Here is a 24,371-nt window from a genome sequence, read left to right as displayed (position 1 = left end):
AGCCGCCGGCCTCCCGGCCGCCATGACCGTGCGCGCACCGGAACGGACCCTCCAGCGCCCTGCCGCCGGCCCCTGGCGCTCTGTGGCGCGACGCCGTGCGCGACGAGGCATGTCGCCGGGCCGTGGCTGCCTACGGTCGGGGCCGTGCAGCTTCGCAGAGTTCTTGCCGCCGCCGTGGTGGGCACCACGACACTGGCCACCACGATCACGAGCGCGGACGCGGCCCTCGCGGCCCGGCCGCCGCTCACCCCGACGTCCTTCGTCGCCCACCTCGACCTCGCCGCGGGACAGCAGCCCGAGAACCTCACCCTCCTTCCGGGCGGTGCCGCCGCGGTCACCTTCGCCTTCTCCCGCCAGATCGCGGTGATCGAGCGCACCGGCACGGTCCGCGTCCTCGCGACCCTTCCGGCGCCGCCGGCGGACGCCCGGACCCCGGTCCTCGGATCCCCCTTCCTCGGCGGCATCGTCCAAGGCCCCGACCACGCGCTCTACTTCCTCTACGCCACCGGCACCGCCGACCTCACCGGTGTCTGGCGGCTGCGTCCCGGCGGCAGCCCGGAGCGCATCGCGGCGCTGCCCGCCGACGCGCTGCCCAACGGCCTGGCCCTGGACCGGTCGACCGGGCAGCTGTACGCCGCCGACTCGGTGCTCGGCAGGATCTGGCGGATACCCGCGACCGGCGGCACCCCCGAGGTGTGGGCGACCGGCACCGCCCTCGCCCCGGCCGGTTTCCTGGGCGCCAACGGCGTGAAGGTGCACGACGGATCCGTCTGGGTGAGCAACCTCGACCACGGGACCCTGCTGCGCATCCCGGTCCGCCACGACGGCACCCCGGGCGCGGTCCGCACCGTCGCGACCGGCCTGACCGGCGTCGACGACTTCGCGTTCACGGGCCGCGGCGACCAGCTCCTCGCGGCGCTCAACGCCGGCAGCGAGGTGGCCCTGGTGTCCGGGAACGGCCGCCACACCGTCGTCCTCGACCGGACCGACGGCCTGCAGAACCCCACGTCCATCGCCGTCCGGGGCGACAAGGTGTACGTCGCCGACGCCGCCTACGTCACCCAGCAGGACCCCAACCTCCTCACCACCCGCCTCCGCTGACCCGACCGAGGACATCCCATGAACTCCCCTCAGCCGACTTCCGGCACGGCCGCGTTCGACCCCGAGCAGTTCCTCGTCGTCCCCGCCCGGACCTTCGACGACCTGGAGGTCGGCGAGGTGTTCCGCGCCCCCAGCCGGACCCTGACCGACGCCCACGCGGCGGCGTTCCAGACCGTGTCCGCCGACAACCACCCGGTCCACTACGACGCCGAGTGGGCCCGCCGGCACGGCCACAGCGCCCCCGTGGTGCACGGCCTCCAGGTCCTGGCCTTCACGGCACCGGGCGCGACCCTGTTCCCGCACGTCATCGGTGAGGTCTTCGTCAGGTTCACGGAGCTGTCCTGCACCTTCACCGGCGAGGTCCACTCGGGCGACACCCTGTACCCCGCGCTGACCATCACCGCCCTGGAACCCGCCGAGGACGGCACCGGGATCGTCACCACGGCGGCCACCGTCCACAACCAACGGGGCGAACTGGTCCTGTCCGGCCAGCACAAGTACCTGCTGCGCCGCTGAGCGGGCAGGGCGCCCCGTAAGGGGCGCTGGGGGTCCCCCCGGCCGAAGACTGGGGGAGGAACTGCGCGACCAGCCACGACGGCGCCGCAGTCGACAGGTCACAGCACGTCCCGGAAATGGCAGGGGCTCGGGGACGGAAACCGTCCCCGAGCCCCCGCACGTGTCGTCTCAGAAGTCCTCGGAGTCGGGGATCACGTGCATCGCGGCCTCCTCCGCCGACGCCCCGGCGCCGTCCAGCCCCCGGTCGGAGGCGAACAGGTCGGAGTCGGTGACCTCGTGCGCACCCTCGTCCGGTGCGAGGAGCCGTCCGGCGCGGTCGTCGCCGACCTCATCGTCGAGGAGTTCGCCGTCCGTGTCCCAGGCGTCGCCGAGGTCGTCGCCCTCCGGGACGCCGATGTCCGGCACCTCCTCGGCGAGGCGCTCGTCCAGGGTCTCCCCGCGCTGCCCCTCCGCCGCCGTCACCCCGGTGTGCTCGACGGCCCAGGGCCGCTCCGGCGGCGAGTAGCCCTCGTCCAGGGCCTCCTCGCCGGCCCGGTAGTCCAGGGTGTCCGAGGCGTCCAGCAGACCGGCGTCGTCCTGCACCTCCGAACCGTCCGGCTGGTAGACCTCGTCACCCATCGCCTCGTCGGTCATACGCGCTCCATCGTCACTCGGGCCGTCAGTTCGATCCGGCCGTCAACCGGAAAGGGTAGGAGGTCGTGGTCGCGGTCGGGCAGTGCGATCACGAAAGCGGTGCCGGGAAGGGCCGCGCGGACGGCGCCCAGCACGCGGCGGGCGGTGGTCCGGTCGAGTCCCGCGGTCGGCTCGTCGAGCAGCAGGACCGGCGGGTCGCGCAGCACGGCCCGCGCGAGGGCGAGCCGGCGGCGCTGGCCCTGGGAGAGCCGGGCGCCGTTCGGACCGACCGCGAACTCCGGCGGGATGTCGTCGAGGGCGACCAGGGCCAGCACCTCGGCGAGCCGTTCCGGGGGCGCGTCCGGGGCCGCCAGCCGCAGGTTCTCGGCGACGGTCGCGTCGGCGAGCCAGTCCTCGGCCTCGACGAGGGTCAGCTCCCGCGGGGTCGCGCGGCCCGCCAGGCGGCCCAGCAGCGTGCTCTTCCCGCTGCCGTTGGGGCCGGTCACCAGGGTGGTGGTGCCCGGCTCGGCCTCGAAGGCCACCGCCGGTCCGTCGGCCGGCGGACCGGGCACCGCGTCGAGCGGGGCCAGCCGCCGCGCCGCGGCCCGCGCCCGGCCGTACGCCGGCAGGATCCTCGGCAGCTGCTCGACCAGTTCGTAACCGGCGGCGACCAGCAGGACCTCACCGATCGCGGCGGACACGGACTGCGCCGTCGCCGCGAGGGCCAGGGCGAGGGCCAGGACGAGACACTGACCGAGCGCGCCCAGCAGGCGGAGCGTCAACTGCCCTGCCCGCAGGGCCCGTCGGGTGTCCTCGTCGGCACGGTGGGCCCGGTCCAGCGCCGCCGCGATCCGGGCCCTGGCCGGTGTCACGGCGTCCAGGCAGATCAGTTCGGGCAACGCGTCCCGGGCGCCGAGGAGTTCGGTCCGTACGACCGCCTGCTCGCGCGCCGACCGCCGTACCGCGTCCTGCGCGCGCCGGTGTGTCGCCACGGCGGTCGCGGCGGCGAGCAGGAACACCAGCAGTTCCGCCGCGCCCAGCCGGGCGTCGGCGTGCCACAGCAGCCCGGTCACGACCGCCGCCGTCACCGCGGTGCTCGCGAGGGGGGCCAGGACATCGGCGGGGAACGCGCCGACGGTCGTGACGTCGTCGGTGAGCCGGCTCAGCAGGGCCCCGTCCCGCAGGGCGCGCAGCCGCCGCGCCGGCAGGGCCGCGGCGCCGCGCACCAGCCGGGCCCGGAGCGCCACCGTGGCGTCGAGCAGGACCCGGTGGCTGACCAGGCGCTCCACGTAGCGCAGCCCGGTACGGGACAGGGCGAGGACGCGCACGGCGCCGGACGGGTACAGCCACGACCACGTGGTGTCGGCCCGCACCGTGACCAACGCGCACGCCGTGAGGAACCAGCCGGACACGCCGAGCAGGGTCGCCGCGGACAGTTCGGCCGCGGCGGCGAGGAGCAGGCCGTACAGCAGATCGCGTCGCCGGACCGCCGTTCTCAGCAGGCGCAGGGTCATACGAACCGTCCCTGGTCCAGGGTGAGTACGCGGTCCCCGAGCGGGAGCAGGGCCGGGCTGTGGGTGGCCAGCAGGACGGTCCGGTGCCGGGCCAGGCGGCTCAGCGCGTCCGCGACGGCCGCCTCGGCGCCGGGGTCGAGATGGGCCGTCGGTTCGTCCAGGCAGAGCAGCGGCGCGTCCCGCAACAGGGCACGTACGAAGACCAGTTGCTGCGCCTGGCCGGAGGAGAGGCCGTGGCCGCGTTCGCCGACGGGGGTGTCCAGTCCGTCGGGCAGTGCGGCCAGGAGGCTGCCGAAGCCCAACTCCTCGAAGGCGGCGATGAGTTCGATGTCATCGGCGTCCGGCCGGGCGAGCCGGAGGTTCTCGCGCACGCTGCCGGGGAGCAGGAAGCCCGGCTGGCCGACCCAGGCCACGTGCGCGGGAGTTGCCCGCTCGGGCCCGTGCAGGGCGCTGCCCCGGTCGGGCAGCAGCAGGCCCGCCGCCACGGACAGCAGCGTGGACTTCCCGGCGCCGCTGGGGCCGGTCACCACGACGAACTCCCCTGCCCGGACGTCGAGTCCGACCCGGTCCAGCGCGGGCCGCGCCCGTCCGGCATGGATGACGGACACCTCGCGCAGGCGGACGGACAGCGGGGCGGCATCGCGGACGGCCGGGCGGAGCCGACGCTCGGGGACGGCCCCCCGCATCGCCCCGGCGAGCAGGTCGGCCGCGGCCGCCGCCTGGGCGCGGGCGTGGTAGCCGCGGGCCAGTTCGCGGGCGGGCGCGAAGTAGGCGGGGGTGAGGGTGAGGACGAACAGGGCGGTGGCCAGGCTCATGTGGTCGGGTACGCCGGGCAGCCGCAGGTAGTCCAGGAGCACCAGGCCGCAGTAGGTGGCGACGACCGCGAGGGTGCCGGTGACGAGCAGCTCCACCCAGGCGGTTGAGAGGAACGCCACCCGCAGCACGAGGGTGGTGCGGCGGGCGAGTTCCTCGTCGTCCCGGCGCAGGGCCCGCGCCGCCTCCTCCTGTGCGCCGAGCCCGACCAGGGTGGGCAGCCCCCGCAGCTGGTCCAGGAGCCGGGCGTGCAGGGTACGGACGGCACCGAGCTGCGCCTGTACGGCCGCCTTCGTGCCCATCCCGATGACCTTGAGGTTGGCCGGCAGCAGCGGGGTGGCCAGCACCAGCAGGAGCGCCACGAACCAGCTGCGCAGGGCGATGGCGGCGAGGACGGCACCGCTGCCGATCAGCATGGCGCGGCGGGCCGGGACGTAGTCGGTGAGCCAGTCGTCGAGGCGGGCCGTCTCGGCGTCGAGGGCCTCGGCGTAGGCGACGTCCGCCAGTCCGCCGCGCGGTGCCCGCCCCGGCAGGGCCGCGCGCAGGACGCGGGCGCGCAGCGCGGACCGGACCCGGGCGGCGCCCGTCGCCGCCGCCCGGTCGGCCGCCGCCAGCAGTGCGGCGCGCAGCGCCAGGCCACCGGCCACGACCCCGGCGGCCGGCGCGACGGCCGCCGGGGCGGTGTGCAACTGCTGCGCGGCGAGCCCCCGTTGGGCCGCCCAGCCCAGGCCCGCCGCCCAGATCACGGTGCCGAGCTGGGCGAGACCGCGCAGGGTGCCCGCCCGGCGCAGCTCCGGTTCGCCGATCCGCGCCCAGGCGCGCAGCCGGCGCGTGGACGCCCGCTCGGCCGCGCTCTGGCCGTCCTCGTCGGCGAGCGCCGCCACCAGGGCCGCGGTGTCGCTCACGGGCGTTCGCCGCCGGGCAGGGCGCCCGGCAGATCACCGGGAAGGCCGCCGGACGGGCCGCCGGGCAGGTCGTACTCCCCGAGCCGCCCGGCCCGGCGGTCGCCGAGGATCCAGGCGACGAGGGCGGTACCGGACAGCAGGGCGACGCCGAGCGGGTCGACCCACGTGGACTCGCCGCCGAAGATGTCCTGGGAGACGGCCGCCAGCAGGATGCCGAGCAGGGTCAGCAGCGTCCGGCGGACGATGACGACGACCCGGGACTCCGGCCGGGATGTGAAGGGCGCGGCCGTGCCGTCGGCCGACCGGTCGTCCGAGGCCGTCGTCGCGGTCGGCGCCTGCCGCGCGGGCTCCCGGAACTTCCCCCGGAAGACCCACCAGGCGTAGATGTTGTAGGCCAGCACGAACGGCATGCACAGCCCGACCCCGACCACCAGGAACACCTGCGAGCCGTGCGGGCTGGACGCCTCGTGCAGGGTCAGGGACGGCGGTACGACGACCGGTACGGTCGCCGCCACCAGCGCCAGCAGTCCCGCCGCCTCGGCGCCCAGCACCGCCGCGAACGGCCGCCAGTCCGGCCGCCGTCCGAAGCCGTACCAGGCGACCGCGCCGCAGACCGCGGCGGCGGCCACCGCGAGCCAGAACAGCGTCGCGCGCAGGGGCTGTTCGAAGGGGAAGTGCTGCGGGTCGGCGACCTCCAGGCCGAAGCCGAGGACCAGCGCGGCCACGACGGTCGCGCCGAGCAGCGGACGGCCGAGCCGCCCCGCCCACGCGTGGGCCGTGCCCTCCGTCTTGTCCTGGAGCCAGGCGGCGCCCGCCAGCAGGTACACGCAGACCAGGCCGAGCGCGCACAGCACGCTGTACGGGGTGAGCCAGGCGAGCGCGTCGCCGGTGAAGTGGCCGCCCTGCTGCGGGAGTCCGGACAGGACCGCACCGATCACCAGGCCCTGGCAGAGGGTCACGGCGAGCGAGGCCCCGCCGAAGAGGCGTCCCCAGCCGCGCCGGTAGGTGCCGGCCGCGCTCTGGAACTCCAGGCCCATGCCGCGCAGGATCACCGCGAAGAGCATGGCGATCAGCGGCGGGTACACCCCGGGCAGGACGGTCGCGTACGCCCCGGGCAGCCCGGCCCACAGGGCCACGCCGGCCAGGATGATCCAGCTCTCGTTGGCGTCCCAGGCGGTGGCGATCAGTTCGTTGTACTCGCGGCGGCGCCGCTCGTCGCGGTCGAGGAGGCTCAGCATGCCGACGCCGAGGTCGTAGCCGTCCAGGACGACGTAGGCCCCGAGCGAGAGCAGGACCAGGGCGTAGGTCAGGTACTCAGGCAACGGAGGCCTCCGGAGCGGGGGTTCGAAGGTCCGTGACCGGTTCCGGACCGGCCTTGACGGTGCGGACGATGTAGCGGATCCAGAGGGTGAGCAGGGTCGCGTAGAGCAGGACGAACCCGGTGAGGCTGAGGGCCGCCTCGGTGAGGCTGAGGTGGGAGACGGCGTCGGCGGTGCGCAGCCTGCCGTAGACCACCCAGGGCTGGCGGCCGGTCTCGGCGGTGATCCAGCCGCCGGTGATGGCGATGATCCCGGCGGGGGTCATCCAGACCAGCCAGCGCAGGAAGCGCGGCGAGGTGAACAGGCGGCCGCGCAGACGCAGCACGAGCCCGGCGAAGGCGGTGGCGAACATGGCGAGGGCGGTGAAGTACATGGCCCGGAAGCCGTAGAAGGCGGCCCACATGTTGGGGCGTTCGGCGGGCGGGGTCTGGAGCAGGCCCGGGACCTGGGCCTGGCCGGTCAGGTCGTGGCCGATGACGGCGCCGAGGTGGGGTATCTCGACGCGGAAGTCGTTCTTCCCCTTGTCGGTGTCGGGGATGACGACGAGGTTGTAGCCGTTGTTGTCGGTCTTCCAGTTGCCCTCGAACGCCTGGAGCTTGGCGGGCTGGTGGCCGCCCATGAAGACGGCGGTGGCGTCACCGGCGTAAAGCTGGACGGGCATCAGGATCGCGAGCACGCCCAGGGCCACGGAGAGGGTGCGGCGGGCGAACGGCATGGCGGACGCCCGGCGTTTGACCAGGTACCAGGCGCTGATGCCGGCGACGAACCAGGAGGCGGAGATCAGGACGGCGATCAGCATGTGCGGGAAGCGGTAGCTGAAGGCCGGGTTGAGGAGCACCTGCCACCAGTCGGTGACGTGGAACTGCCCGTCGACCTCCGTATAGCCCGCCGGGTCCTGCATCCAGCTGTTGGCGGAGAGGATCCAGGTGGTGGAGAGCAGGGTGCCCGCGGCCACCATCCAGGAGGCCAGCGCCATGGTGCGGGGCTTCACCCGGCCGTCGCCGTACAGCATGATCCCGATGAAGCCAGCCTCCAGGAAGAAGGCGGTGATCACCTCCATGCCGATGGTGACGCCGATGACCGGGCCGACCGCGTGGGCGTAGATACCCCAGTTGAGGCCGAACTCGAAGGTCATCACGGTGCCCGCGACCACGCCGAGACCGAAGCCGACGGCGAAGATCTTCTTCCAGAAGCGGAAGATCTGCAGGTAGAGCGGGTTGCCGGTGCGGACGTACACGGTGTACGCGACCGCGAGGAGGAGGGACAGGCCGACGGTCAGCGCCGGGAAGGTCATGTGGAAGATCGCCGTGATCGCGAACTGCCAGCGCGACAGCTCCACGACGGAGGACGAGGCCATGAGGGGTCTCCAGGAGTTCGGTCAGCGGGTGCTGCTGCCCTGGTGCAGTTCGGCGACGTAACCGCCGGGGAACTGCACCATCGCGGTGTCACGGCCCTTGCCGTCGTACGGGCCCCACAGGACCCGGGCGCCCGCCGCCTCGGCCCTGTGCAGGGTGGCCGTCAGGTCGTCGACCGCGTAGCCGGTGGTCTCCCGTCCGAACGGGTAGGGCAGGTGGCCGTCGGTGACGCTGACGACCGTGTTGCCGAACGGGGAGGCCAGGGCGATCCGGCGGTAGGTCTTCCCGGTCAGGCCGAGGTCGCCGCCGTCCGCCGTACGGTCGTCGGAGACGATCCGGCCGCCGGTGAACCGCAGGTAGGAGCGGAGGAACGCGGACGCCGAGTCCGGCGTGAGGTAGACCCGGTTGTCGGGCACGGTCGCCAGGGGCGCGTACGAGGGGGCCTTGGTGTGCCAGTACAGCTGGGCGTCGATCCCGCCCGGGAACTGGACGACCGCGTCCTTCCCGATCGGGTCGTCGAACGGCGCCACGACGACGTCCGCGCCGCTCTGCCGGGCCAGCCGGACGCCCCGGTCGAAGTCGCTCATGAGCCAGCCGGTGCGTTCGCTGCCGAACGGATACGGCACGGGCGTCCTGAAGTCGAAGACGGACAGCGTGCCGACGGGCGAGAGCACCAGTTCCGACTCGGTCTCGCTGGGGGTCGGCGTGACGTCCGTGACGACCTTCGCGGTGTGGGTGCCGCCGAAGGTCGCCACCCAGCTGTCCGCGAAGGCGTCCTCCTGGCCGGGGGTGACGTACACGTGGGTGGTGTCGTACTGGGGGCCGACCGCGGTGGTCGAGGCCCGGGCGCCGGTGCCGCCGCGGGCCGAGGACGGGGCACCGGCGCCCACCACGCTCAGCGCCACCAGCAGCGCCGGGAGAGTCCATGCCATCGCCTTGCGCTTCATGCGCGTCCCCTTCCGTCGAAACCCGGTGCTCCGGACGGTAGGCGGGGAGGGCGGGGGCGACCGTTCCGAGAGCGCCCGGGGTGCGGTCCCTCAGGGAACAGCCCCGGTGTCAGTCCGCCCGGACCGCGCCCGCCGCCCGCCGCCACTGCGCCGGCGACATCCCGTACGTCTCGCGGAACGCCCGGCTGAAGTGGGAGGGGCTGGCGAAGCCCCAGCGGGCGGCCACCGCGGCGATCGACCGGTGGGCGGCGCCGGGCAGGGCCAGCTCCGCGTGGGCCGCCTCCAGGCGGCGCGCCCGGACCCAGGCGCCGACGGTGGTGCCCTGGCGCTGGAAGAGCCGGTGCAGGTAGCGCAGGGAGATGGCGTGCTGGTCGGCGATGTCCTGCGGGGCGAGTCCGGGTTCGCCGAGCCGGGCCCGGACGGACGCGGTGATCCGCTCCCACAGTGCCGACTCGGGCGGCCCGCCGATCCGCTCCAGGGCCACGGTCGCGAGGACGTCCACGACGGTCCGGGCGAGTTGTTCGCGCCGGGCCGCGGCGACCCGGGGGACCTCGTCGACGAGTCCGTCGAGCAGCGGCAGCAGCAGGGCCGCCGCACCCCCTTCGGCCTCGTCCACCGCCGTCGCCGTGAGGGCGTGCAACTGCCGTTCCTCCAGGCGCAGCAGCGCGCGGGGCACCATGAGGATCCGGGCCCGCTGCCGCTCGGGGAGCACGATCCGGAACGGGCGCCGCGCGTCGTGGAAGGCCAGGCCGCCGGGGTGGAGTTCGGCGGTGCGGCCGTCCTGGAGCAGCAGGGCGGTGCCGGTCAGCTGGCGGCGGACCAGGATGTGGGTGCGGGGATCGGCGGCGGCCGTGCGGGCGGCGCGCAGGATCGTGCCGGGGCCGAAGTCCTCGGTGGCGATCTGGAGGGCGCCGAGCCGTTCGGCGGCCAGTTCGCCGGTCCACGGGCGGTCCCGGTCGACGGTGACCTCGACGTCCACGAAGGTCCGGGACAGGACGCGCTGCCAGGCGTCGAGGCGGTCGCCGGGGGCCAGGTCCCGGGTGGCGCAGGACACCGCGGTCAGCACGGCGGACCGTCCGTCCGCGCCCGGTCCAGCCAGTCCGTCGGGGACAGCCCGAAGGAGCTGCGGAAGGCCTTGCCGAACCCGGCCGCGCTGGTGAACCCCCAGCGCCGGGCGACCTGGCCGAGGCTGACCGAGCCCGCCGGGCGGGCGGCGAGTTCCCGGCGGCACTCACGCAGCCGCAGGTCGCGGATCCACTGGCAGACGGTGGTGCCCTCGGCCTGGAACAGCCGGTGCAGATAGCGCACCGAGATGCCGTGCACGCGGGCGATGGCGGTCGGGGTCAGTGCGGGGTCCGACAGGTGCCAGCGGATGTACGTCCTGATGCGCAGCAGCAGCACGCCGTCGGCGCCGGGCAGGTCGGCGGGTTCCGCGCCGAGCTGGTCCGCGGCGGTGGCCGCCACCAGGTCGACGACGCTCTCGGCCAGCCGCTCGGCCGCCGGTGCGGTGTACGACGCGGAGGTGTCCGCGAGCCGTTCCAGCAGCGGCCCGAGCAGAGCGGGGAGCCCGTCGCCCGGGTGGACCGCGCGGCCGGTGAGCTGCCGTACGTCGGCCTCCGACAGTTCGAGGAGCGAGCGGGGCACCGCGAAGATCTTCAGCCGGAAGCGTTCCGGGAAGGTGGTGCGGAAGGGGCGCAGGGTCTCGAAGAACCCGATGTCGCCGGTGTGCAGCTCGGTGCTGCGGCCGTCCTGTTCGACCCGGGCGCGGCCGGTGCTCTGGACGGTCACGAAGATCTCCCGGCCGTCGCCGCGGGCGATGAACCTGGGCGCCCGGTGGACCCGGCCGGGGTCCGCCTCCACCGTGGTGATCCGCAGGCCCCCGAGGCGGTCGGTGCGCAGGGTGGCGTCGTAGGTACCGCCCTCGGCGGCGATGTCCATCCCCACCAGGGTGTCGAACACGGCGTCGTGCCAGTACTCCAGGCTCTCCTCCGGGGGAACCGAGCGCGTGGTGAGCACCCTGCTCCGTTCGCTCGTCGCGCCGGTCGGAGGCCGGCGTCTCTCCTCGTAGGAGCCGATCGCGGTTGCCATGCCGTCAGCCTCGCCGGACGACCGGTACCGGCGCATCAGTCGGCCGACTGGTCCTCGGCCGGTGCCGGGCCCGTCACCGCAGACGGGCCCGCAGAAAGGCACAACCGGTCAGCAGGGCCGCCCGGGTGGGCGCACTGTCGGCGAGGGCGTGCAGCGCCACGAAGTCGTGGATGGTGCCGAGGAACCGCACGGACAGCGCGTCGACACCGGCCTCGGACAGCCGCCGCGCGTACTGCTCGCCCTCGTCGCGGGCCACGTCCGCCTCCGCGGTGACGACCAGGGCCGGCGGCAGCCCCGCCAGCTCCTCCGGGTTGGCCCGCAGCGGAGCCGCGGTGGGCTCGCTCCGGTGCGCCGGGTTGGCGAGGTACCGCTGCCAGTAGGTGCGCAGCGCCCGGCGGGTGAGCAGGTAGCCGGTGGCGAACCGGTGCTGCGAGGGGCTGTCGCAGCGGTCGTCGGTGAGCGGGTAGTAGAGCAGCTGCGCGCTGATCCGGGGCCCGTGCCGGGTCTTCGCCAGCATGGTCACGGCGGCCGCCAGCGTGGCGCCCGCGCAGTCGCCGGCCACCGCCAGCCGGCCGGGGTCCAGCGCGAGCGCGTCGGCCTGGGTGGCCGCCCAGGCCAGCAGGGCGTAGCACTCCTCCAGCGCCACCGGGTAGCGGGCCTCGGGGGCGCGGCTGTACTCGGGGACGAGGGCGCACACCCCGGCGCCGGTGACGAGTTCGCTGATGAGCCGGGCGTGGGTCTGGGCGTCGCCGAGCGCCCACCGGCCGCCGTGCAGGTACAGCAGGGCCGGGAGCGGGCCGCGCGCCCCGGCCGGGCGTACGGTCCAGAAGCCGAGCAGCCGCGCGGGGCCGACGGGCGCCACGTGGAAGACCGCGTCCACGGCGAAGTCCTCGAACCGGTCGGCCTGGCTCTCCCGCAGCGCCTGCCGCGCCGCCTCCGGGCCGAGGTCGTCGAGGGCGGGCGGCACGGCGGCGGCGGTGACCAGGCGCTGCACCACGGGGTCGAGGACGACGGCGGTCCCCGGTCCTGCGGATGTCATGGGCGTTCCTCCGGCCGGCCCTCGGGTGTCCTCACCGGCCCTGCACCAGGTCGCGGAGCTGATGGCGGCTGCTGATGCCGAGCTTGGGATACACGTTGTACAGGTGCGAGCCGACGGTACGCGGCGACAGGAAGAGCCGCTCGCCGATCTCACGGTTCGACAGGCCGCTCGCGGCCAGCTGGACGATCTGCTGCTGCTGCGCGGTCAGTTGCTCCAGCAGCCCCGCGTCCGCCGGGGCGGGAGCCGCGCCGCTGGCGCGCAGTTCGCTGCCGGCGGCGGCCGCGAGGGCGCCGGCGCCGAGGCGTTCGGCGGTCTCCAGGACCGTGGTCAGCTGCTGGCGCGCCTCCAGGGTGCGGCGGCAACGGCGCAGCCAGATCGCGTAGTTGAGGCGGACGTGGGCGCACTCCCAGGGCCAGCGGTTCGCCCCGTGGTTGACGAGCGCGAGCTGGAAGTGCTGCTCGGCCTCGCAGTCCCGGCCGACCAGGGCGGTGGCGTGGTGCAGGAGCAGCGTCATCCGGGTGCTCGGGCGGTCCCCCTGCTCGGCGCGGACCCGTTCCAGGATCGGCAGCGCCTCGGCCGACCGGCCGGTGCGCTGGGCGGTGACGGCGAGTTCGGCGACGGCCCGCGCGGACAGGAAGGGGTGCAGGAGCGCGCCGTCGGCGGTGAACAGGCCGCGCAGCTGGCGCCAGGCGTCCTCCATGTCGCCGCGGGTGACGGAGGCGAGTCCGCGGGCGCGCAGCAGCCGGGCGTGGGTGGCCCGGTTCTCGTCCAGGCAGACGGCCCGCCACACGGAGGGGGTGAACCAGGGCTCCGGCGGCAGGGTGCCGCGCAGCGCCCGTACGGTCAGCGCCTGGGTCTCCAGGTCGGCGCGCAGGCGCGGCAGGCGCAGCACCGCAGCCTCCGTCAGGGCGTCCTCGACGACGCTGCCGGCCTCCGCGAACCGCCCGGTGGCCAGCAGGGTGTCCACCAGCGGCAGCACCGACCAGCCGCGCAGCCCGAAGGCGCGGGCGCCGCGCAGCCGTTCGTCGGCGGTCCGCGACTGCCCCAGGTCCACGTCCGCCTCGTCGGCCTGGTGGGCGACCGCGGCGAGGACCGCGTGGGCCGCGGGGGCGGGGCGGGTGGCGTGCGAGACGTCGGGCGGGGTGGCGTGGGGGGCGTCCTCCCGGTGGCCGGGACCGGGTGGGGTGCCGTGCGGGGTGCCGTGCGGGCGGCCGAGGACGGTCGGGGCGCCGGTGGCGGAGCGCGGCCGGGCCACCGCGGTGACCAGCGCGGCCATGGCCTGCCGGGTGTGCGGGGTGTCCAGGCGGGCCAACGGTCCGGCCGTGGCGGGCTGCCACCGCCCGGACGCCTCGGCCTGCCGGGCCCGGTCGAGCAGCGCGGGCAGGGCCGCAGTGTGCTCCGGCAGCCCGGACTGGGCGGCGATGCCCGCCGCCAGGCCGGCGAGGGCGAAGGCGAGGGACCGGTCGACGACGGGAAAGTGAGCCGAGGCGTCGGCCAGCAGCTCGAAGGCCTCGCGCTGGGCCGACTCGTGGGAGAGCGCGGAGGCCAGCGCACCGGCCGCGGCGCAGCCGAGCTCCGGCTCGGCCCCTTCCTGGACGAGCCGTTCGTACAGTTCGCGGACCCAGCCGGGGTCGCCCGTCGCGTGGGCCGCGGTCAGGGCCTCGGCCAGCCGGCGGGCGCGGTCCGACGGCCGTGGGCTGAGCCGGGCCGCCTGTTCCAGGGCGCGTGCGGCCTCCACCGCGTCCCCGCGCCGCCAGGCGGAGACCTCCAGGGCGGCGGCGACGAACGCGTTGGCGCCCACGGTGGCGGCGGCCAGGTGCCGGGCCCTGTCCTCGGGCTGCACGGCGACCCTGGCGAGTTCCCGGTGGGCCTCCTGGCGCTCGCCGGCCGGGCGCCCGAGGTAGGCGGCCGAGCGGGCCAGCGGATGCCGGAAGTCGAACCGGTCCTCGGCCAGCGCGATCAGCCCGGCCGCCTCCGCCGGCGCCCACACCGCCAGGTCGCCGGTGCCGAGGGCGGCCATGACGGCGGCGACGGTCCCGCCGGGGCCCGCGGCCGCCGCGTACAGCAGGGCCCGGCGGGTCGCGGCGGGAAGCGCGTCGACCCGTGCGCCGAAGACGTGCGTGTGCCGCACCGGGGTGGCGGGGCCCGGCGTACCGCGGCCCAGTTCCACGAGGGCCAGCGGGTTGCCCTCGGCCTCCGAGAGGATCTCCAGCCGGTGCCGGCCGGTGGGCGCGGCCGGCTGCCGGTCGAGGAGGGCCGCGGCCGCGGGGCCGCTCAGCGGGCCCAGCCGCAGGGTCTCGGTGCCGGGCGGCGGACCGGGCAGGGCCGCCTCGTGGCGGGCGGCGAGCAGCACCGTGAGCGCACGGCCGGCCAGCTGCCGGACCGCGGCGAACAGCGCCTCCGGGAAGGCGCGGCCGCACAGGTCGGCGTCGTCCACGCACACCAGCACCGGACCGGCCCCGGCGAGCCGGTCCAGCAGCGCCGTCACCGCCGCGTGCAGCCCGGCCTCGTCCGCCGGGCCGTCCACCCGCGGTACGGCCGTCAGCGCCCGTTGCCGGTCGGCGGGCAGGGCGGCCAGCTCGTCCCGCACCGGCGGTGTCAGCAGCTGCTGCAGGCAGGCGTGCGCATGCCGCGGGTCCTCGGCCCAGCCCTGTGCGGCCAGCACCAGCACGCCCTCGGCGGCGGCCCGGTCCCGGACGTGCCGGAGCAGTGCCGTACGCCCGGTGCCCTCCTCGCCGAGGAGCAGCAGGGTCTGGGGCGTGCCGGGCTCGCGCGTCGCGCACCGCAGGATCCGCTCGATCTCACCGTCCCGGCCCAGTACGGCGCTCTCGTCGCCGGTCGTGGACTGCTGGGGTGGGTGGACCGTCATGCACGTACTCCCCGGATGGTGCGCGTTTTCCCTGGCCGGGGCCATCATCGCGGACACCGGGGAGGGGCGCTTCTGTCACATGACCAGTCACCGGCGCCCGCGGCCCGGCCGGAGCGCGCGGGCCCGCGGTTCCGGTCCCGCCGCCGGCCGCTGGCAGGATTGCCGTATCAGCGGCTCGACGCCATCGCCGTTTCGGCGGCTGGACGCCATTGCCCTATCAGCGGCTCGACGACAAGGACGGTTCATGCACGCCGGCACCACCGACCACCCCTCCGATCCGGGCATCCTGGGCCGGGCCGCCGAGCTGGCCCGCCTCGACCGGCTGCTGGAGGCGGTGGACGGCGGCGGCCCGCAGGTGCTGGTGCTGACCGGGGAGCCGGGGACGGGCAAGAGCACCCTCGTGGACCGCGCGGCCGAGCGGGGCCGGGACCGGGGCCTGCGGATCCTGCGGGTGCGCGGCAGTGAGGGCGAGGCGGGTCTCGGGCTGTCGGGCGTGCACCAGTTGCTGCATCCGCTGCTGCCCGGCGAGGGCCTGGCCGCGGCGCACCGGGAGGTGCTGGACCGCGCCTTCGGACCGGAGGCGGCGGAGTACGAGCTGAAACTCGACCAGTTGTCCCTGTGCGTCGGCGTGCTCGGCCTCATCACCGAGGCCGCCGCACGCGGGCCGCTGCTCCTGCTGGTGGACGACGCCCAGTGGCTGGACCTCGGCTCGGTGGACGTGCTGGCCTTCCTCGCCCGGCGGCTTGAGGGCAGGCCGGTGGTGCTGCTGCTCGCGGCCCGCGAGGACGGCGTACCGGCCCGCTTCGACCGGGCCTTCCCGCAGATCACCCTGGGTCCGCTGAGCCGTTCCGCGGCCGGGCAGCTGCTTGACGCGCAGCCGGATCCGCCGCGCGGCAAGGCGCGGGCCGAGATCCTCCGGCAGGCGGCCGGCAATCCGCTGGCCCTGATCGAGCTGCCCCGCGCCCTGGCCCGGGGCCGGACCGGGGACATGGGGGCGGGCGGCGCCGGGGGTGCCACGCTGCCGCTCACCGCGCGTCTGGAGAACCTGTTCGCCGCCGACCTGCCCGGTCTGCCCGCGCCGACCCGGGCGGCCCTGCTCCTGGTGGCCGCGGCCGGCCCGGCCCGGCTGACGGACCTCATGCGGGCCGCCCCCGGGCTGGACGTCGTGGCGGCGCTGGACCCCGCCGAGCGGGCCGGGCTGGTGCGGGTGGCGGACGGCGGGGTGCTGCTGCGGCATCCGCTGGTGCGCTCGGCCGTCTACCACGCGGCCTCCTTCCACGAGCGCCGGCAGGCCCATCTCGCCCTGGCCGCCGCGCTGGCCGGGGAGCCGGACCGCCGGGCGTGGCATCTGGCCGCCGCGGCGACCGGCCAGGACGCGGAGGTCGCCGACGCGCTGGCGGAGAGCGCCGAACGGGCCCGGGGCCGGGGCGGCTACGCGGCCGCCGCGACCGCGATGGAACGCGCCGCCGAACTGACCCCGGCGCCGGACCTGCGGGCCCGGCGCCTGCTGACGGCCGCGCAGGCGGCGATGTTCGCCGGCCATCCGCAGTGGGTCGGCGAACTGAGCGGCCGCGTCGGCGGATTGACCGAGGATCCCCGGCCGCGCGCCGAGGCCTCGCTGCTGGGCGGCTGGGCCCTCGGGGTGACCCTCCGGCACGAGGAGGCGCTGGCACTTCTGCTGGGCGTCGCCGAGGCCACCGCCGCCTCGGCACCGGAACTCGCCCTCGGCGCGCTGAGCACCGCCGCCACGTCCGTCTACAACTCCGGTGCACCCCGCCACCGCGCCGAACTCGACCGGATCAGCGGCCTGATCGGCGGGGCCGACGACCCGGCCGGCCGCGTCTGGGCGCTGTCGGTCATCGACCCCGTTCACGAACGGCCGCTCCTGGCACGGCACTTGGCGGACGGACTGGCCGCCCTGGCGCGGGAGGAGTCGCTCGGCAACCTCACCGCGCTGGGCGGCGCGACCTGGATCCTGGACGAGACCGAGCAGGCCGTGCGCATCCTCGGGCTGACCATGGACCTGCTGCGGCGGGCCGGCAGCGCGGGCACGAACGCGACCGTGACCCAGGCGCTCGCCCTCGCCCTGTTCGAGAACGGCTCGTGGACGGCGGCCGAGGACGCGGCGCACGAGGCGTTCTGGATGGCCACGGAGGCGGGGGCGGACAACGTGACCGTGGGCGCCGGCCTCCTGCGGGCCACCCTGCGCGCGCTCCGGGGCGACCCCGCGACCGCCCGGGCCGAGGCGCAGCAGGCCGTGCGGGGCGTGGACCTGCGCCGCTCGCTGAGCCTCCAGGTCCGCCACCGGCACGCCATGGGCATGGCGGCGTTCGCCGGGGGCGACCACGCGGACGCCTACGACCAGTTGCGTGCGACCTTCACCCGGGACTTCCGGCCGGCCCCCGTCCATTACCACGCCTCGCTCTACTACCTGGGCGACCTGGCGGCCGCGGCGGTGCGCGCGGGGCGGGCGGACGACGCGCGGACGGTGGTCGACGCCGTGCGGCAGGACCTGAAGCCCGACCCGTCCCCGCGGCTGGCCGCCGTACTGCACCGGGCGACCGCCCTGCTGACCGAGACCGACGAAGCCGAACAGCACTTCCGTGCCGCGCTCGACGACCCGGCCACCGATTGCTGGCCGTTCGAGAAGGCCCTCGCCCACCTCGACCTCGGCGAGTGGCTCCGCCGGCGCCGGCGCAGCGCCGAGGCCCGCCCGCACCTGAACGCGGCCCTGGAGTGCTTCGAGCGGCTGGACGCCCGCCCGTGGACCGAGCGGGCGACGGCGGAGCTCCGGGCGGCCGGGGCGGCGACCGCCCCGGCCCCCTCCGGCGAACTCACCCCGCAGGAACTCCAGATCGCCGAACTGGCCGCCCAGGGCCTGACCAACCGCGACATCGCGGCCCGCCTCTACCTCTCCCCCCGCACGGTCGGCTACCACCTGCACAAGATCTTCCCCAAGCTCGGCATCACGGCCAGGGCCCAGCTCCGGGACGCCCTCACGCAGGGGGGCCAGGGCTGACCTACCGCTTCCGGGAACCCGTGGCGGGCCGGTCGCACAGGGCGTGGTCGACGAGGGTGCCCGTGGCGCGGTTGAGGGCGGCGAGGTCCGGCGGCGCGGTCGTGGTGGTGACGGAGACGGTCACCGCCCGCCTGCCGTCCGCGCTCACCGCGGGGCGGGTGTTGACGCCGGCCCCGTCGCCCTCGTGGGTGTAGTAGGAGCCGCCGCAGGAGAGCGGGATCCTGCGCAGCCCGAGGCCGTAGGTGCCCTCGGGCATCTCGGCGACGTCCTCCGGATCGTCGGTGCGCTCGACGGTCCGCCGCATCTCACGCCACTGCTCGGCGGGGAGCAGCCGGCCGCCGGCCAGGGCGCGGAAGAAGGTGTTCAGGTCGGCGGTGGTGCTCACCACTCCGGAGTCGGCGGTGTGCTGGAAGCTGTGCTCGGTGACGTCCAGACGGCTGCCGTCCGCGGTCGTCAGGTAGGCGCGCACATACGGGTCCGGGAGATACGGGTCGAGCCCGGGGACGGAGGTGTTCCGCAGTCCCAGCCTCGCGATCACCCGGTGCGCGACCAGGTCCTGCCAGCTCGCGCCGCCGGCCTTCTCCGCGATCATCCCGGCGACCAGGTAGTTGGTGTTCGAGTACGCCCACCGGGTGGCCCCGCCGGGCTGCGGCACGAACACCGGCCGGTGCCTCGTCGCCACCGCCACCAGGTCGGCGGCGGGAGTGGTGTCGTAGCGGTTCTCGTCGAAGTGGTTGATCAACCGGTCCTGGATCTCCGGGTCGTCGACATAGTCGTACAGGCCGCTGGTCTGGCGGAGCAGGTCGCGGACGGTGATCCGGCCGCCGTCGTTGCCGTTGCCGGCGACGACCCCCGGCAGCCAGTGCTCGACGGTGTCGTCCAGCGACAGCTTCTTCTCCGCGGCGAGCTGGAGGACGACGGTGGCCGTGAACGTCTTCGTCGTGCTCGCCACGCGGAAGTGCGCGTTCCACGGGACCGGGTCCGCGGAGTCGGCGCTCCGGGTGCCGATGCGTGCCATGAGCGGGGCGCCGTCCGCCCGGTCGACCCGGGCGAGCACGTTCACATCGCCTCCCCCGGCCTGCCGTACGGCCGCCAGGTCCTGGCGCAGGGCGGCCGCGTCGTAGGAGTGCCGCGCGGCCGGGCGGTGTCCGGCGGTGACGGCGGTCGCGGTCATCGGTGAGGCGAGCGCGAGCAGCGCTGCGGTCAGCAGGGCGGCTCCGGCCCTCTTCGACGGCGGCAGGTGCATGTTCGAATCCCCCGTTGCTTCTGGGTGTCCCGGTCGGTGACCACCACCAGCCAACCGGAACCAGAGGCGCGCGGGGATGGGACATCCCACCGGATGAGGGGTGTACATAACCCCCCCTGCCCACCGAACTGGAGATCGCATCTCCGCTTCATGCTACGGTGGCCGCGGAACGAAACGGAGATTCAATCTCCGTATCAGTCTGCATTCGAGATCGGCAACCGGCGGGAGAAGGCGCGATGCACGGACACGAAGCGGCCGCGGACCACGGCGAGGGAGAGCGGCGGCGACGGCCCCGGCGCCCGGGGCGGATCGTCGCCCTGGCGGTGGTCGCCCTCACGGCCGGAGCCGGCCTGACCGGCTGCGGGAACGACGGCTCCTCGGCCGCGTCGTCCACCGCGCCGGCATCGGCTTCGGCCTCCGCGTGCCCGGCATCCACGTCGGGCCCGGGAGCGGGAGCAGGCCCGGGCGGCGGCACGCAGTCCGCACCGGCAGGAGGCGGCACCACGAAACTCGTACAGGCATCGACGATCAAGAAGACCGACAACAGCACCAGCACGGTCATCGACCCGGCCGGCCCGGCGATCGCCTGCGACACGTCGGCGATCACCACCACCGACGACATCACCTACTCCTCACCCACCACCGAGGGCAGGAAGACCGACCTGAAGCTCGACATCCAGGTACCGAAGACCTCGGGCAAGAAGCCCCTGGTCGTCTATGTCACGGGCGGCGGCTGGGTGACGGCGGACCGCACCGGCAACCTGGACCAGCGCACCTACGTCGCCGACCAGGGCTACGTGGTCGCCAGCGTCCAGTACCGCACCACGACCGGCGGCGCCACCTACAAGGACGCCCTCGCCGACGTCAAGTCCGCCATCCGCTACCTGCGCGCCAACGCCGGCACCTACGGCATCGACACCGACCGCGTCTTCGTCTGGGGCCAGTCGGCGGGCGGATACCTGGCCGCCATGACCGGAGTCACCAGCGGCGACACGAAGTACGACGTCGGCGCCCACCTCGACCAGAGCAGCGCGGTCCAGGGAGTCGTGGACGAGTTCGGCCCCGCGAACCTGTCGGAACTCGCCGCCGACTACGACCGGGCCGCCCAGGACTTCAACTACGCCAAGGGCAACTCCGCCGCGCAGTGGGTCTACGGCCCCGGAACCACCAAGTCCGTCGCGCAGTACACCAGCCAGGTGGCCGCGGCCGACCCGGCCACCCACATCACCTCGTCGACCCCGCCCTTCCTCCTCATGCACGGCACGGCCGACCCCCTGGTCTCCCCCAGCCAGACGCTGAACCTCTTCACCGCCCTCAAGGACAAGGGCGTCGACGCCCAGCGCGTCGTACTCACCGGAGCCGGCCACGGCGACCTCAGCGTGGCAGCCCTCACCGGCGCCCCGTCCGGTACCCCGTCGAGCACCTCGTCGCCCGACAGCGCCACAGAGCCCTGGTCCACCGAGAAGACGATGAGCCACATCACCGGCTTCCTGTCGGCCCACAGCTCCTGACCCGCCGTCCGGGACACAGGAGCCGCCGGACACAGGAGGGCTCCCGCAGGCATCCGGCCCGCGGGAGCCCTCCCTTGTACCGCCTGCCGCCGTGAAGGGTGAGAAGACGATCACGAGGCAGGACGCCCAGGGTGTGTCACGGCGTCACGGGCGGAGCAGCAGGCTGTCGCCGCGCTCCTTGGCGGCGGCGTAACGGCGGGCCACGTCCTGCCAGTTGACGACGGCCCACATGGCGTCGATGAAGTCGACCTTCTGGTTCCGGTACTGGAGGTAGAAGGCGTGCTCCCAGGCGTCGAAGACGAGGACCGGGGTGGAGCCCTGGCCGACGTTGCCCTGGTGGTCGTAGACCTGCTCGACGATCAGGCGGTCACTGAGCGGCTCGTAGGCGAGGACGCCCCAGCCGGAGCCCTGGGTGGTCGCGGCGGCCTTGGTGAGCTGTGCCTTGAAGCCGGCGAAGGAGCCGAAGGACTCGGTGATCGCGTCAGCGAGGTCGCCCACGCCGTCGGCGGCCAGCGGCTCGCCGCCGCCGTCCTTCGGGCCGGTCATGTTCTGCCAGTAGATGCTGTGCAGGATGTGGCCGGAGAGGTGGAAGGCCAGGTTCTTCTCCAGGCCGTTGATCGAGCCCCAGGTCTCCTTGTCCCGCGCCTCCGCGAGCTGTTCGAGGGTGTCGTTGGCGCCCTTCACGTAGGCCGCGTGGTGCTTGTCGTGGTGCAGCTCGATGATCTCGGGGCTGATGACCGGGGCGAGCGCCGAGTAGTCGTACGGGAGCTCCGGGAGCGTGTACACCGGCATGTCCAACGTCCTCCGACATAATTGCGAATGATGTGCAACTGCACGCTAGCAGCAGGAAGGGCTTCTGCCGATGAGGCGTTGGACCCGGGTCTTCCCGCCGCGCTCGCCACGCCCCGACTCCACCGGCGCACCCCTCACCCACGGACGCCGCGCCGACCGCCACGTCCGAGACGGGTGCGGGGCGACCCTCTCCGAAGGGACGCTGTCAAGCGGAGCCACCCCGCACCCGGCGGGCCGGGTGCGGCCGCCCGCCCGCATGCTGCACTCTATTCGTTATTGCGACATCTATGCAATAAGCCGCCCCGTCCGCCAACTCGCCCGATCGGGGGAAAGCGGTCCGCCGCCCGCCCCTCAGGTCATCAGTAAGGGGAGAACTGGGATCATGGCCGTTACCGCACAGATCGACAGCGTCCGCCCCGTGGCGACGCTCATCAACGTCTTCACCGTCCCGCCGGACCGCCAGGCGGAACTCCTCGCGCTGCTCGCCCGCGCCACCGAGGAGACGATGAGGCACCAGCCCGGCTTCATCTGCGCCAACTTCCACGCCTCCCAGGACGGCGAGCGCGTCATCAACTACGCCCAGTGGGAGTCGGAGGAGCACTACCGGACGATGCTCGCCAACCCCGAGGCCCGCGTCCACATGGACCAGGCGGCGACGATCGCGACCGACGTGCAGCCGCGGCTGTTCAAGGTGCGGTCGACGCACGGCAGCGGCGCACGGTGACCCCCCGTGGCCTGCCGGGCCACTCGCCTCACCGCCGCCGCTGGTCGGCGCGCAGTTCGAAGTCGCCGTAGCTGTTGTCGACCGGGTTGACCGTGACACCGGGTGCGACGATCTCGTCGATGGCGTCGAGCAGGTCGGCCGGCAGCGTGACGTCTGCGGCAGGCAGGAACGCCTCCAGCTGTGCCATGGTGCGGGGCCCGATGATCGCCGAGGTGACGCCGGGGTGGTTGACGACGAAGGCGACGGCGAGCTCGATGAGCGTGAGACCGGCCTTCTCCGCCAGGACGGCGAGTTGTTCGACGGCGTCGAGCTTGCGCTGGTTGGCCGGGGTGCTCATGTCGAAGCGGGCCTGCGGACGGGCCGCGGAGGCGGGCCCCTCGGTGGCGTGCCTGCGGTAGCGGCCGGAGAGCCAGCCTCCGGAGAGCGGGCTGTACGTGAGGGTGCCCATGCCGTGGCGGCGCGCGGTGGGAAGCACGTCCTCCTCGATGCCGCGGACCAGGATCGAGTACGGCGGCTGCTCGGTCACGAACCGCTCCAGGTTCCGCTCGCGCGAGACCCACTGGGCCTCGACGATCTGGGAGCCGGAGTAGGACGAGGAGCCGAGGTAGCGGACCTTGCCCTGGTGGACGAGGTCGGAGAGGGCACCGAGGGTCTCCGAGACGTCGGTGTCGGGGCTCGGGCGGTGGACCTGGTAGAGGTCGATGTGGTCGGTGCCGAGCCGCCGCAGGGAGTTCTCGACCTCGCGGATGATCCAACGCCGTGAGCCGCCTCGCTGGTTGGGGTCGTCGCGGTCCATCGGCATGAAGAACTTGGTCGCCAGGAACACGTCCTCGCGGCGGTCCTTGAGCGCCTTGCCGACGATCTCCTCCGAGACGCCGGCGGAGTACACGTCGGCGGTGTCGACGAAGTTGATGCCCGCGTCGAGGGCGCGGTGGATGATCCGGATCGAGTCGGCCTCGTCCTCGTTGCCCCAGGGGCCGAACATCATGGCGCCCAGGCAGAGCGGGCTGACCCGGACGCCGGTGCGCCCGAGCGGTCGGTACTGCATGAAACGGTTCTCCTAGATCGTGTGGCGGTCAGTCGTCCACGGCGGGAACGGCGGCGCCGGAACCCGCCCAGCTGGCGAGCAGGCCCAGGGCCTCCCGCTCCCGGGAGTCCGGTTCCGGGGTGTAGAAGTTGAGGCGCAGGCCGGGATCGGCCGGCAGGTCCATCGCCTCGTAGGGCAGCGCGAGATCACCGACCAGCGGGTGGTGAAGGTGCTTGACGCCGGAGCGGTGGAACTTCACGTCGTGGCGGGCCCACCGGCGGGCGAAGTCGTCGCTCTTGGTCGTCAGCTCTCCGACCAGATCGGTGAGCACCTTGTCGTGGGGCGCCCGGCCCGTCTCGGTGCGCAGGAAGGCGACCGCGTCGTTGGCGCCCTTGTCCCAGTCCGTCCAGAACTCCTGGCTGGCCGGGTCGAGGAACATGAAGCGCGCGGTGTTGACCGGACCGCGCCGGGCGAACAGCGGCGAGTCGAAGACGGGTGCGTACAGCGCACGTCCCAGTGAGTTGGCGGCCAGGACGTCGAAGCGCGCGTTGCGCACGTACGCCGGCACGTCGGTCATCGAGTCGAGCAGCCGCAGGATCGTGGGCCGCACCCGGGACGCGGTCACCGTGGGCCGTCGGCCCGACGGCGTCGCCGCGCGGGCGAGGTCGTAGAGGTGGGTGCGTTCGGCCTCGTCCAGCTGGAGTGCCTGTGCGAGGGCGTCGAGCACCGAGTCCGAGGCGCCGGTGAGGTTCCCGCGCTCCAGCCGGATGTAGTAGTCCACGCTCATGCCCGCCAGCAGGGCGACCTCCTCACGGCGGAGGCCGGCGACCCGGCGGTTCCCGCCGTAGACCGGCAGCCCGGCCTGCTCCGGGGTGATCCGGGCCCGGCGGGTGCTCAGGAACTCGCGGACCTCGGCGGCCAGGGTCTTCCGGTCGGTGTCAGCCATGCTCGGGCCCCGGAGCTTCTGCGGTGGC

At 74.5% G+C, this 24,371-nt stretch carries 19 protein-coding genes; 5 read left to right on the top strand and 14 right to left on the bottom strand.

Features of this window, described 5'->3' with window-relative positions; genetic code table 11:
* Positions 1–144 precede the first annotated feature (144 nt).
* Together ACFZB3_RS36710 and ACFZB3_RS36705 are read left to right on the top strand one after the other, a co-directional pair.
* Positions 145–1,101, top strand: coding sequence for a hypothetical protein (locus ACFZB3_RS36710; protein WP_391383688.1), 957 nt, complete (start codon positions 145–147; stop codon positions 1,099–1,101).
* An 18-nt stretch (positions 1,102–1,119) separates the two neighbouring features.
* On the top strand, positions 1,120–1,617 hold the full coding sequence (locus tag ACFZB3_RS36705) for a MaoC/PaaZ C-terminal domain-containing protein (protein WP_391383686.1): 498 nt from the start codon (positions 1,120–1,122) through the stop codon (positions 1,615–1,617).
* A 168-nt stretch (positions 1,618–1,785) separates the two neighbouring features.
* Here the strand turns inward: ACFZB3_RS36705 and ACFZB3_RS36700 are convergent, their stop codons facing one another.
* From ACFZB3_RS36700 to ACFZB3_RS36655, 10 genes are all read right to left on the bottom strand, one after another.
* A complete protein-coding gene (locus ACFZB3_RS36700) occupies positions 1,786–2,250 on the bottom strand; it encodes a DUF5709 domain-containing protein (protein ID WP_361303841.1) in 465 nt (154 codons plus the stop codon).
* Positions 2,247–3,743: an ATP-binding cassette domain-containing protein gene (locus tag ACFZB3_RS36695; protein WP_391383681.1), complete on the bottom strand. Its 1,497-nt coding sequence runs from the start codon at positions 3,741–3,743 to the stop codon at positions 2,247–2,249. The genes ACFZB3_RS36700 and ACFZB3_RS36695 overlap by 4 nt, the downstream gene beginning before the upstream one ends.
* Positions 3,740–5,461, bottom strand: a complete 1,722-nt coding sequence (locus ACFZB3_RS36690; RefSeq protein WP_391383676.1) for an ATP-binding cassette domain-containing protein — start codon at positions 5,459–5,461, stop codon at positions 3,740–3,742. The genes ACFZB3_RS36695 and ACFZB3_RS36690 overlap by 4 nt, the downstream gene beginning before the upstream one ends.
* The gene (locus ACFZB3_RS36685) at positions 5,458–6,783 is read right to left on the bottom strand and encodes a cytochrome d ubiquinol oxidase subunit II (RefSeq protein ID WP_391383673.1); all 1,326 of its coding nucleotides are present in this window, start codon (positions 6,781–6,783) and stop codon (positions 5,458–5,460) included. Before ACFZB3_RS36685 ends, ACFZB3_RS36690 begins: the two co-directional genes overlap by 4 nt.
* Positions 6,776–8,137 carry a cytochrome ubiquinol oxidase subunit I gene (locus ACFZB3_RS36680; protein WP_391383670.1) on the bottom strand — a complete coding sequence of 454 codons (1,362 nt, stop codon included), beginning with the start codon at positions 8,135–8,137 and terminating at the stop codon, positions 6,776–6,778. Before ACFZB3_RS36680 ends, ACFZB3_RS36685 begins: the two co-directional genes overlap by 8 nt.
* Before the next feature lie 21 nt (positions 8,138–8,158).
* Entirely contained in the window at positions 8,159–9,082 is a 924-nt protein-coding gene (locus tag ACFZB3_RS36675) for a VOC family protein (protein WP_391383667.1), read from the bottom strand.
* A gap of 109 nt (positions 9,083–9,191) precedes the next feature.
* Positions 9,192–10,148 carry a helix-turn-helix domain-containing protein gene (locus ACFZB3_RS36670; RefSeq protein ID WP_391383664.1) on the bottom strand — a complete coding sequence of 319 codons (957 nt, stop codon included), beginning with the start codon at positions 10,146–10,148 and terminating at the stop codon, positions 9,192–9,194.
* Positions 10,142–11,170 (bottom strand): helix-turn-helix domain-containing protein, encoded by a 1,029-nt coding sequence (locus ACFZB3_RS36665; protein ID WP_391383661.1) that lies wholly within the window; start codon positions 11,168–11,170, stop codon positions 10,142–10,144. Before ACFZB3_RS36665 ends, ACFZB3_RS36670 begins: the two co-directional genes overlap by 7 nt.
* 73 nt (positions 11,171–11,243) lie before the next feature.
* A complete protein-coding gene (locus ACFZB3_RS36660) occupies positions 11,244–12,209 on the bottom strand; it encodes an alpha/beta hydrolase fold domain-containing protein (RefSeq protein WP_391383656.1) in 966 nt (321 codons plus the stop codon).
* 31 nt (positions 12,210–12,240) lie between these two features.
* Entirely contained in the window at positions 12,241–15,078 is a 2,838-nt protein-coding gene (locus ACFZB3_RS36655; RefSeq protein WP_391383653.1) for a LuxR C-terminal-related transcriptional regulator, read from the bottom strand.
* A 244-nt stretch (positions 15,079–15,322) separates the two neighbouring features.
* Here ACFZB3_RS36655 and ACFZB3_RS36650 point away from each other — a divergent pair, with 244 nt between their 5' ends.
* Positions 15,323–18,097, top strand: a complete 2,775-nt coding sequence (locus tag ACFZB3_RS36650) for an AAA family ATPase (RefSeq protein WP_391383650.1) — start codon at positions 15,323–15,325, stop codon at positions 18,095–18,097.
* A 1-nt stretch (position 18,098) separates the two neighbouring features.
* On the opposite strand, the gene ACFZB3_RS36645 is transcribed toward ACFZB3_RS36650, so the two are convergent.
* Positions 18,099–19,343, bottom strand: a complete 1,245-nt coding sequence (locus ACFZB3_RS36645) for a serine hydrolase (protein WP_391383647.1) — start codon at positions 19,341–19,343, stop codon at positions 18,099–18,101.
* Between the two features lie 236 nt (positions 19,344–19,579).
* On the opposite strand from ACFZB3_RS36645, the gene ACFZB3_RS36640 reads away from it, so the two are divergent.
* On the top strand, positions 19,580–20,854 hold the full coding sequence (locus ACFZB3_RS36640; RefSeq protein ID WP_391383642.1) for an alpha/beta fold hydrolase: 1,275 nt from the start codon (positions 19,580–19,582) through the stop codon (positions 20,852–20,854).
* 144 nt (positions 20,855–20,998) lie between these two features.
* Here ACFZB3_RS36640 and ACFZB3_RS36635 read toward each other — a convergent pair whose 3' ends face one another.
* A complete protein-coding gene (locus ACFZB3_RS36635; protein ID WP_391383640.1) occupies positions 20,999–21,646 on the bottom strand; it encodes a Fe-Mn family superoxide dismutase in 648 nt (215 codons plus the stop codon).
* Positions 21,647–22,028: 382 nt separating this feature from the next.
* On the opposite strand from ACFZB3_RS36635, the gene ACFZB3_RS36630 reads away from it, so the two are divergent.
* Positions 22,029–22,370, top strand: coding sequence for an antibiotic biosynthesis monooxygenase (locus ACFZB3_RS36630; RefSeq protein WP_391383637.1), 342 nt, complete (start codon positions 22,029–22,031; stop codon positions 22,368–22,370).
* Between the two features lie 28 nt (positions 22,371–22,398).
* Here ACFZB3_RS36630 and ACFZB3_RS36625 read toward each other — a convergent pair whose 3' ends face one another.
* Both ACFZB3_RS36625 and ACFZB3_RS36620 read right to left on the bottom strand, forming a co-directional pair.
* Positions 22,399–23,418, bottom strand: coding sequence for an aldo/keto reductase (locus tag ACFZB3_RS36625; protein ID WP_391383634.1), 1,020 nt, complete (start codon positions 23,416–23,418; stop codon positions 22,399–22,401).
* A gap of 28 nt (positions 23,419–23,446) precedes the next feature.
* Positions 23,447–24,343 (bottom strand): helix-turn-helix domain-containing protein, encoded by an 897-nt coding sequence (locus ACFZB3_RS36620; RefSeq protein ID WP_391383630.1) that lies wholly within the window; start codon positions 24,341–24,343, stop codon positions 23,447–23,449.
* Between the last annotated feature and the right edge of the window lie 28 nt (positions 24,344–24,371).

The organism is Streptomyces sp. NPDC008092 (genome assembly GCF_042957285.1).
In the GTDB taxonomy this organism is placed as follows: domain Bacteria; phylum Actinomycetota; class Actinomycetes; order Streptomycetales; family Streptomycetaceae; genus Streptomyces.
The sequence above is the reverse complement of the archived record's forward strand: the minus strand, read 5'-3'. Positions and strand labels throughout refer to the sequence as shown.

Bases quoted from the DNA above. Each gene is read 5' to 3' on its own strand.
- ACFZB3_RS36635 (WP_391383640.1), bottom strand. From the start codon at position 21,646: ATGCCGGTGTACACGCTCCCGGAGCTCCCGTACGACTACTCGGCGCTC.
- ACFZB3_RS36620 (WP_391383630.1), bottom strand. From the start codon at position 24,343: ATGGCTGACACCGACCGGAAGACCCTGGCCGCCGAGGTCCGCGAGTTC.
- ACFZB3_RS36700 (WP_361303841.1), bottom strand. From the start codon at position 2,250: ATGACCGACGAGGCGATGGGTGACGAGGTCTACCAGCCGGACGGTTCG.
- ACFZB3_RS36660 (WP_391383656.1), bottom strand. From the start codon at position 12,209: ATGACATCCGCAGGACCGGGGACCGCCGTCGTCCTCGACCCCGTGGTG.
- ACFZB3_RS36695 (WP_391383681.1), bottom strand. From the start codon at position 3,743: ATGACCCTGCGCCTGCTGAGAACGGCGGTCCGGCGACGCGATCTGCTG.
- ACFZB3_RS36665 (WP_391383661.1), bottom strand. From the start codon at position 11,170: ATGGCAACCGCGATCGGCTCCTACGAGGAGAGACGCCGGCCTCCGACC.
- ACFZB3_RS36645 (WP_391383647.1), bottom strand. From the start codon at position 19,343: ATGCACCTGCCGCCGTCGAAGAGGGCCGGAGCCGCCCTGCTGACCGCA.
- ACFZB3_RS36640 (WP_391383642.1), top strand. From the start codon at position 19,580: ATGCACGGACACGAAGCGGCCGCGGACCACGGCGAGGGAGAGCGGCGG.
- ACFZB3_RS36655 (WP_391383653.1), bottom strand. From the start codon at position 15,078: ATGACGGTCCACCCACCCCAGCAGTCCACGACCGGCGACGAGAGCGCC.
- ACFZB3_RS36680 (WP_391383670.1), bottom strand. From the start codon at position 8,137: ATGGCCTCGTCCTCCGTCGTGGAGCTGTCGCGCTGGCAGTTCGCGATC.
- ACFZB3_RS36705 (WP_391383686.1), top strand. From the start codon at position 1,120: ATGAACTCCCCTCAGCCGACTTCCGGCACGGCCGCGTTCGACCCCGAG.
- ACFZB3_RS36650 (WP_391383650.1), top strand. From the start codon at position 15,323: ATGCACGCCGGCACCACCGACCACCCCTCCGATCCGGGCATCCTGGGC.
- ACFZB3_RS36630 (WP_391383637.1), top strand. From the start codon at position 22,029: ATGGCCGTTACCGCACAGATCGACAGCGTCCGCCCCGTGGCGACGCTC.
- ACFZB3_RS36675 (WP_391383667.1), bottom strand. From the start codon at position 9,082: ATGAAGCGCAAGGCGATGGCATGGACTCTCCCGGCGCTGCTGGTGGCG.
- ACFZB3_RS36625 (WP_391383634.1), bottom strand. From the start codon at position 23,418: ATGCAGTACCGACCGCTCGGGCGCACCGGCGTCCGGGTCAGCCCGCTC.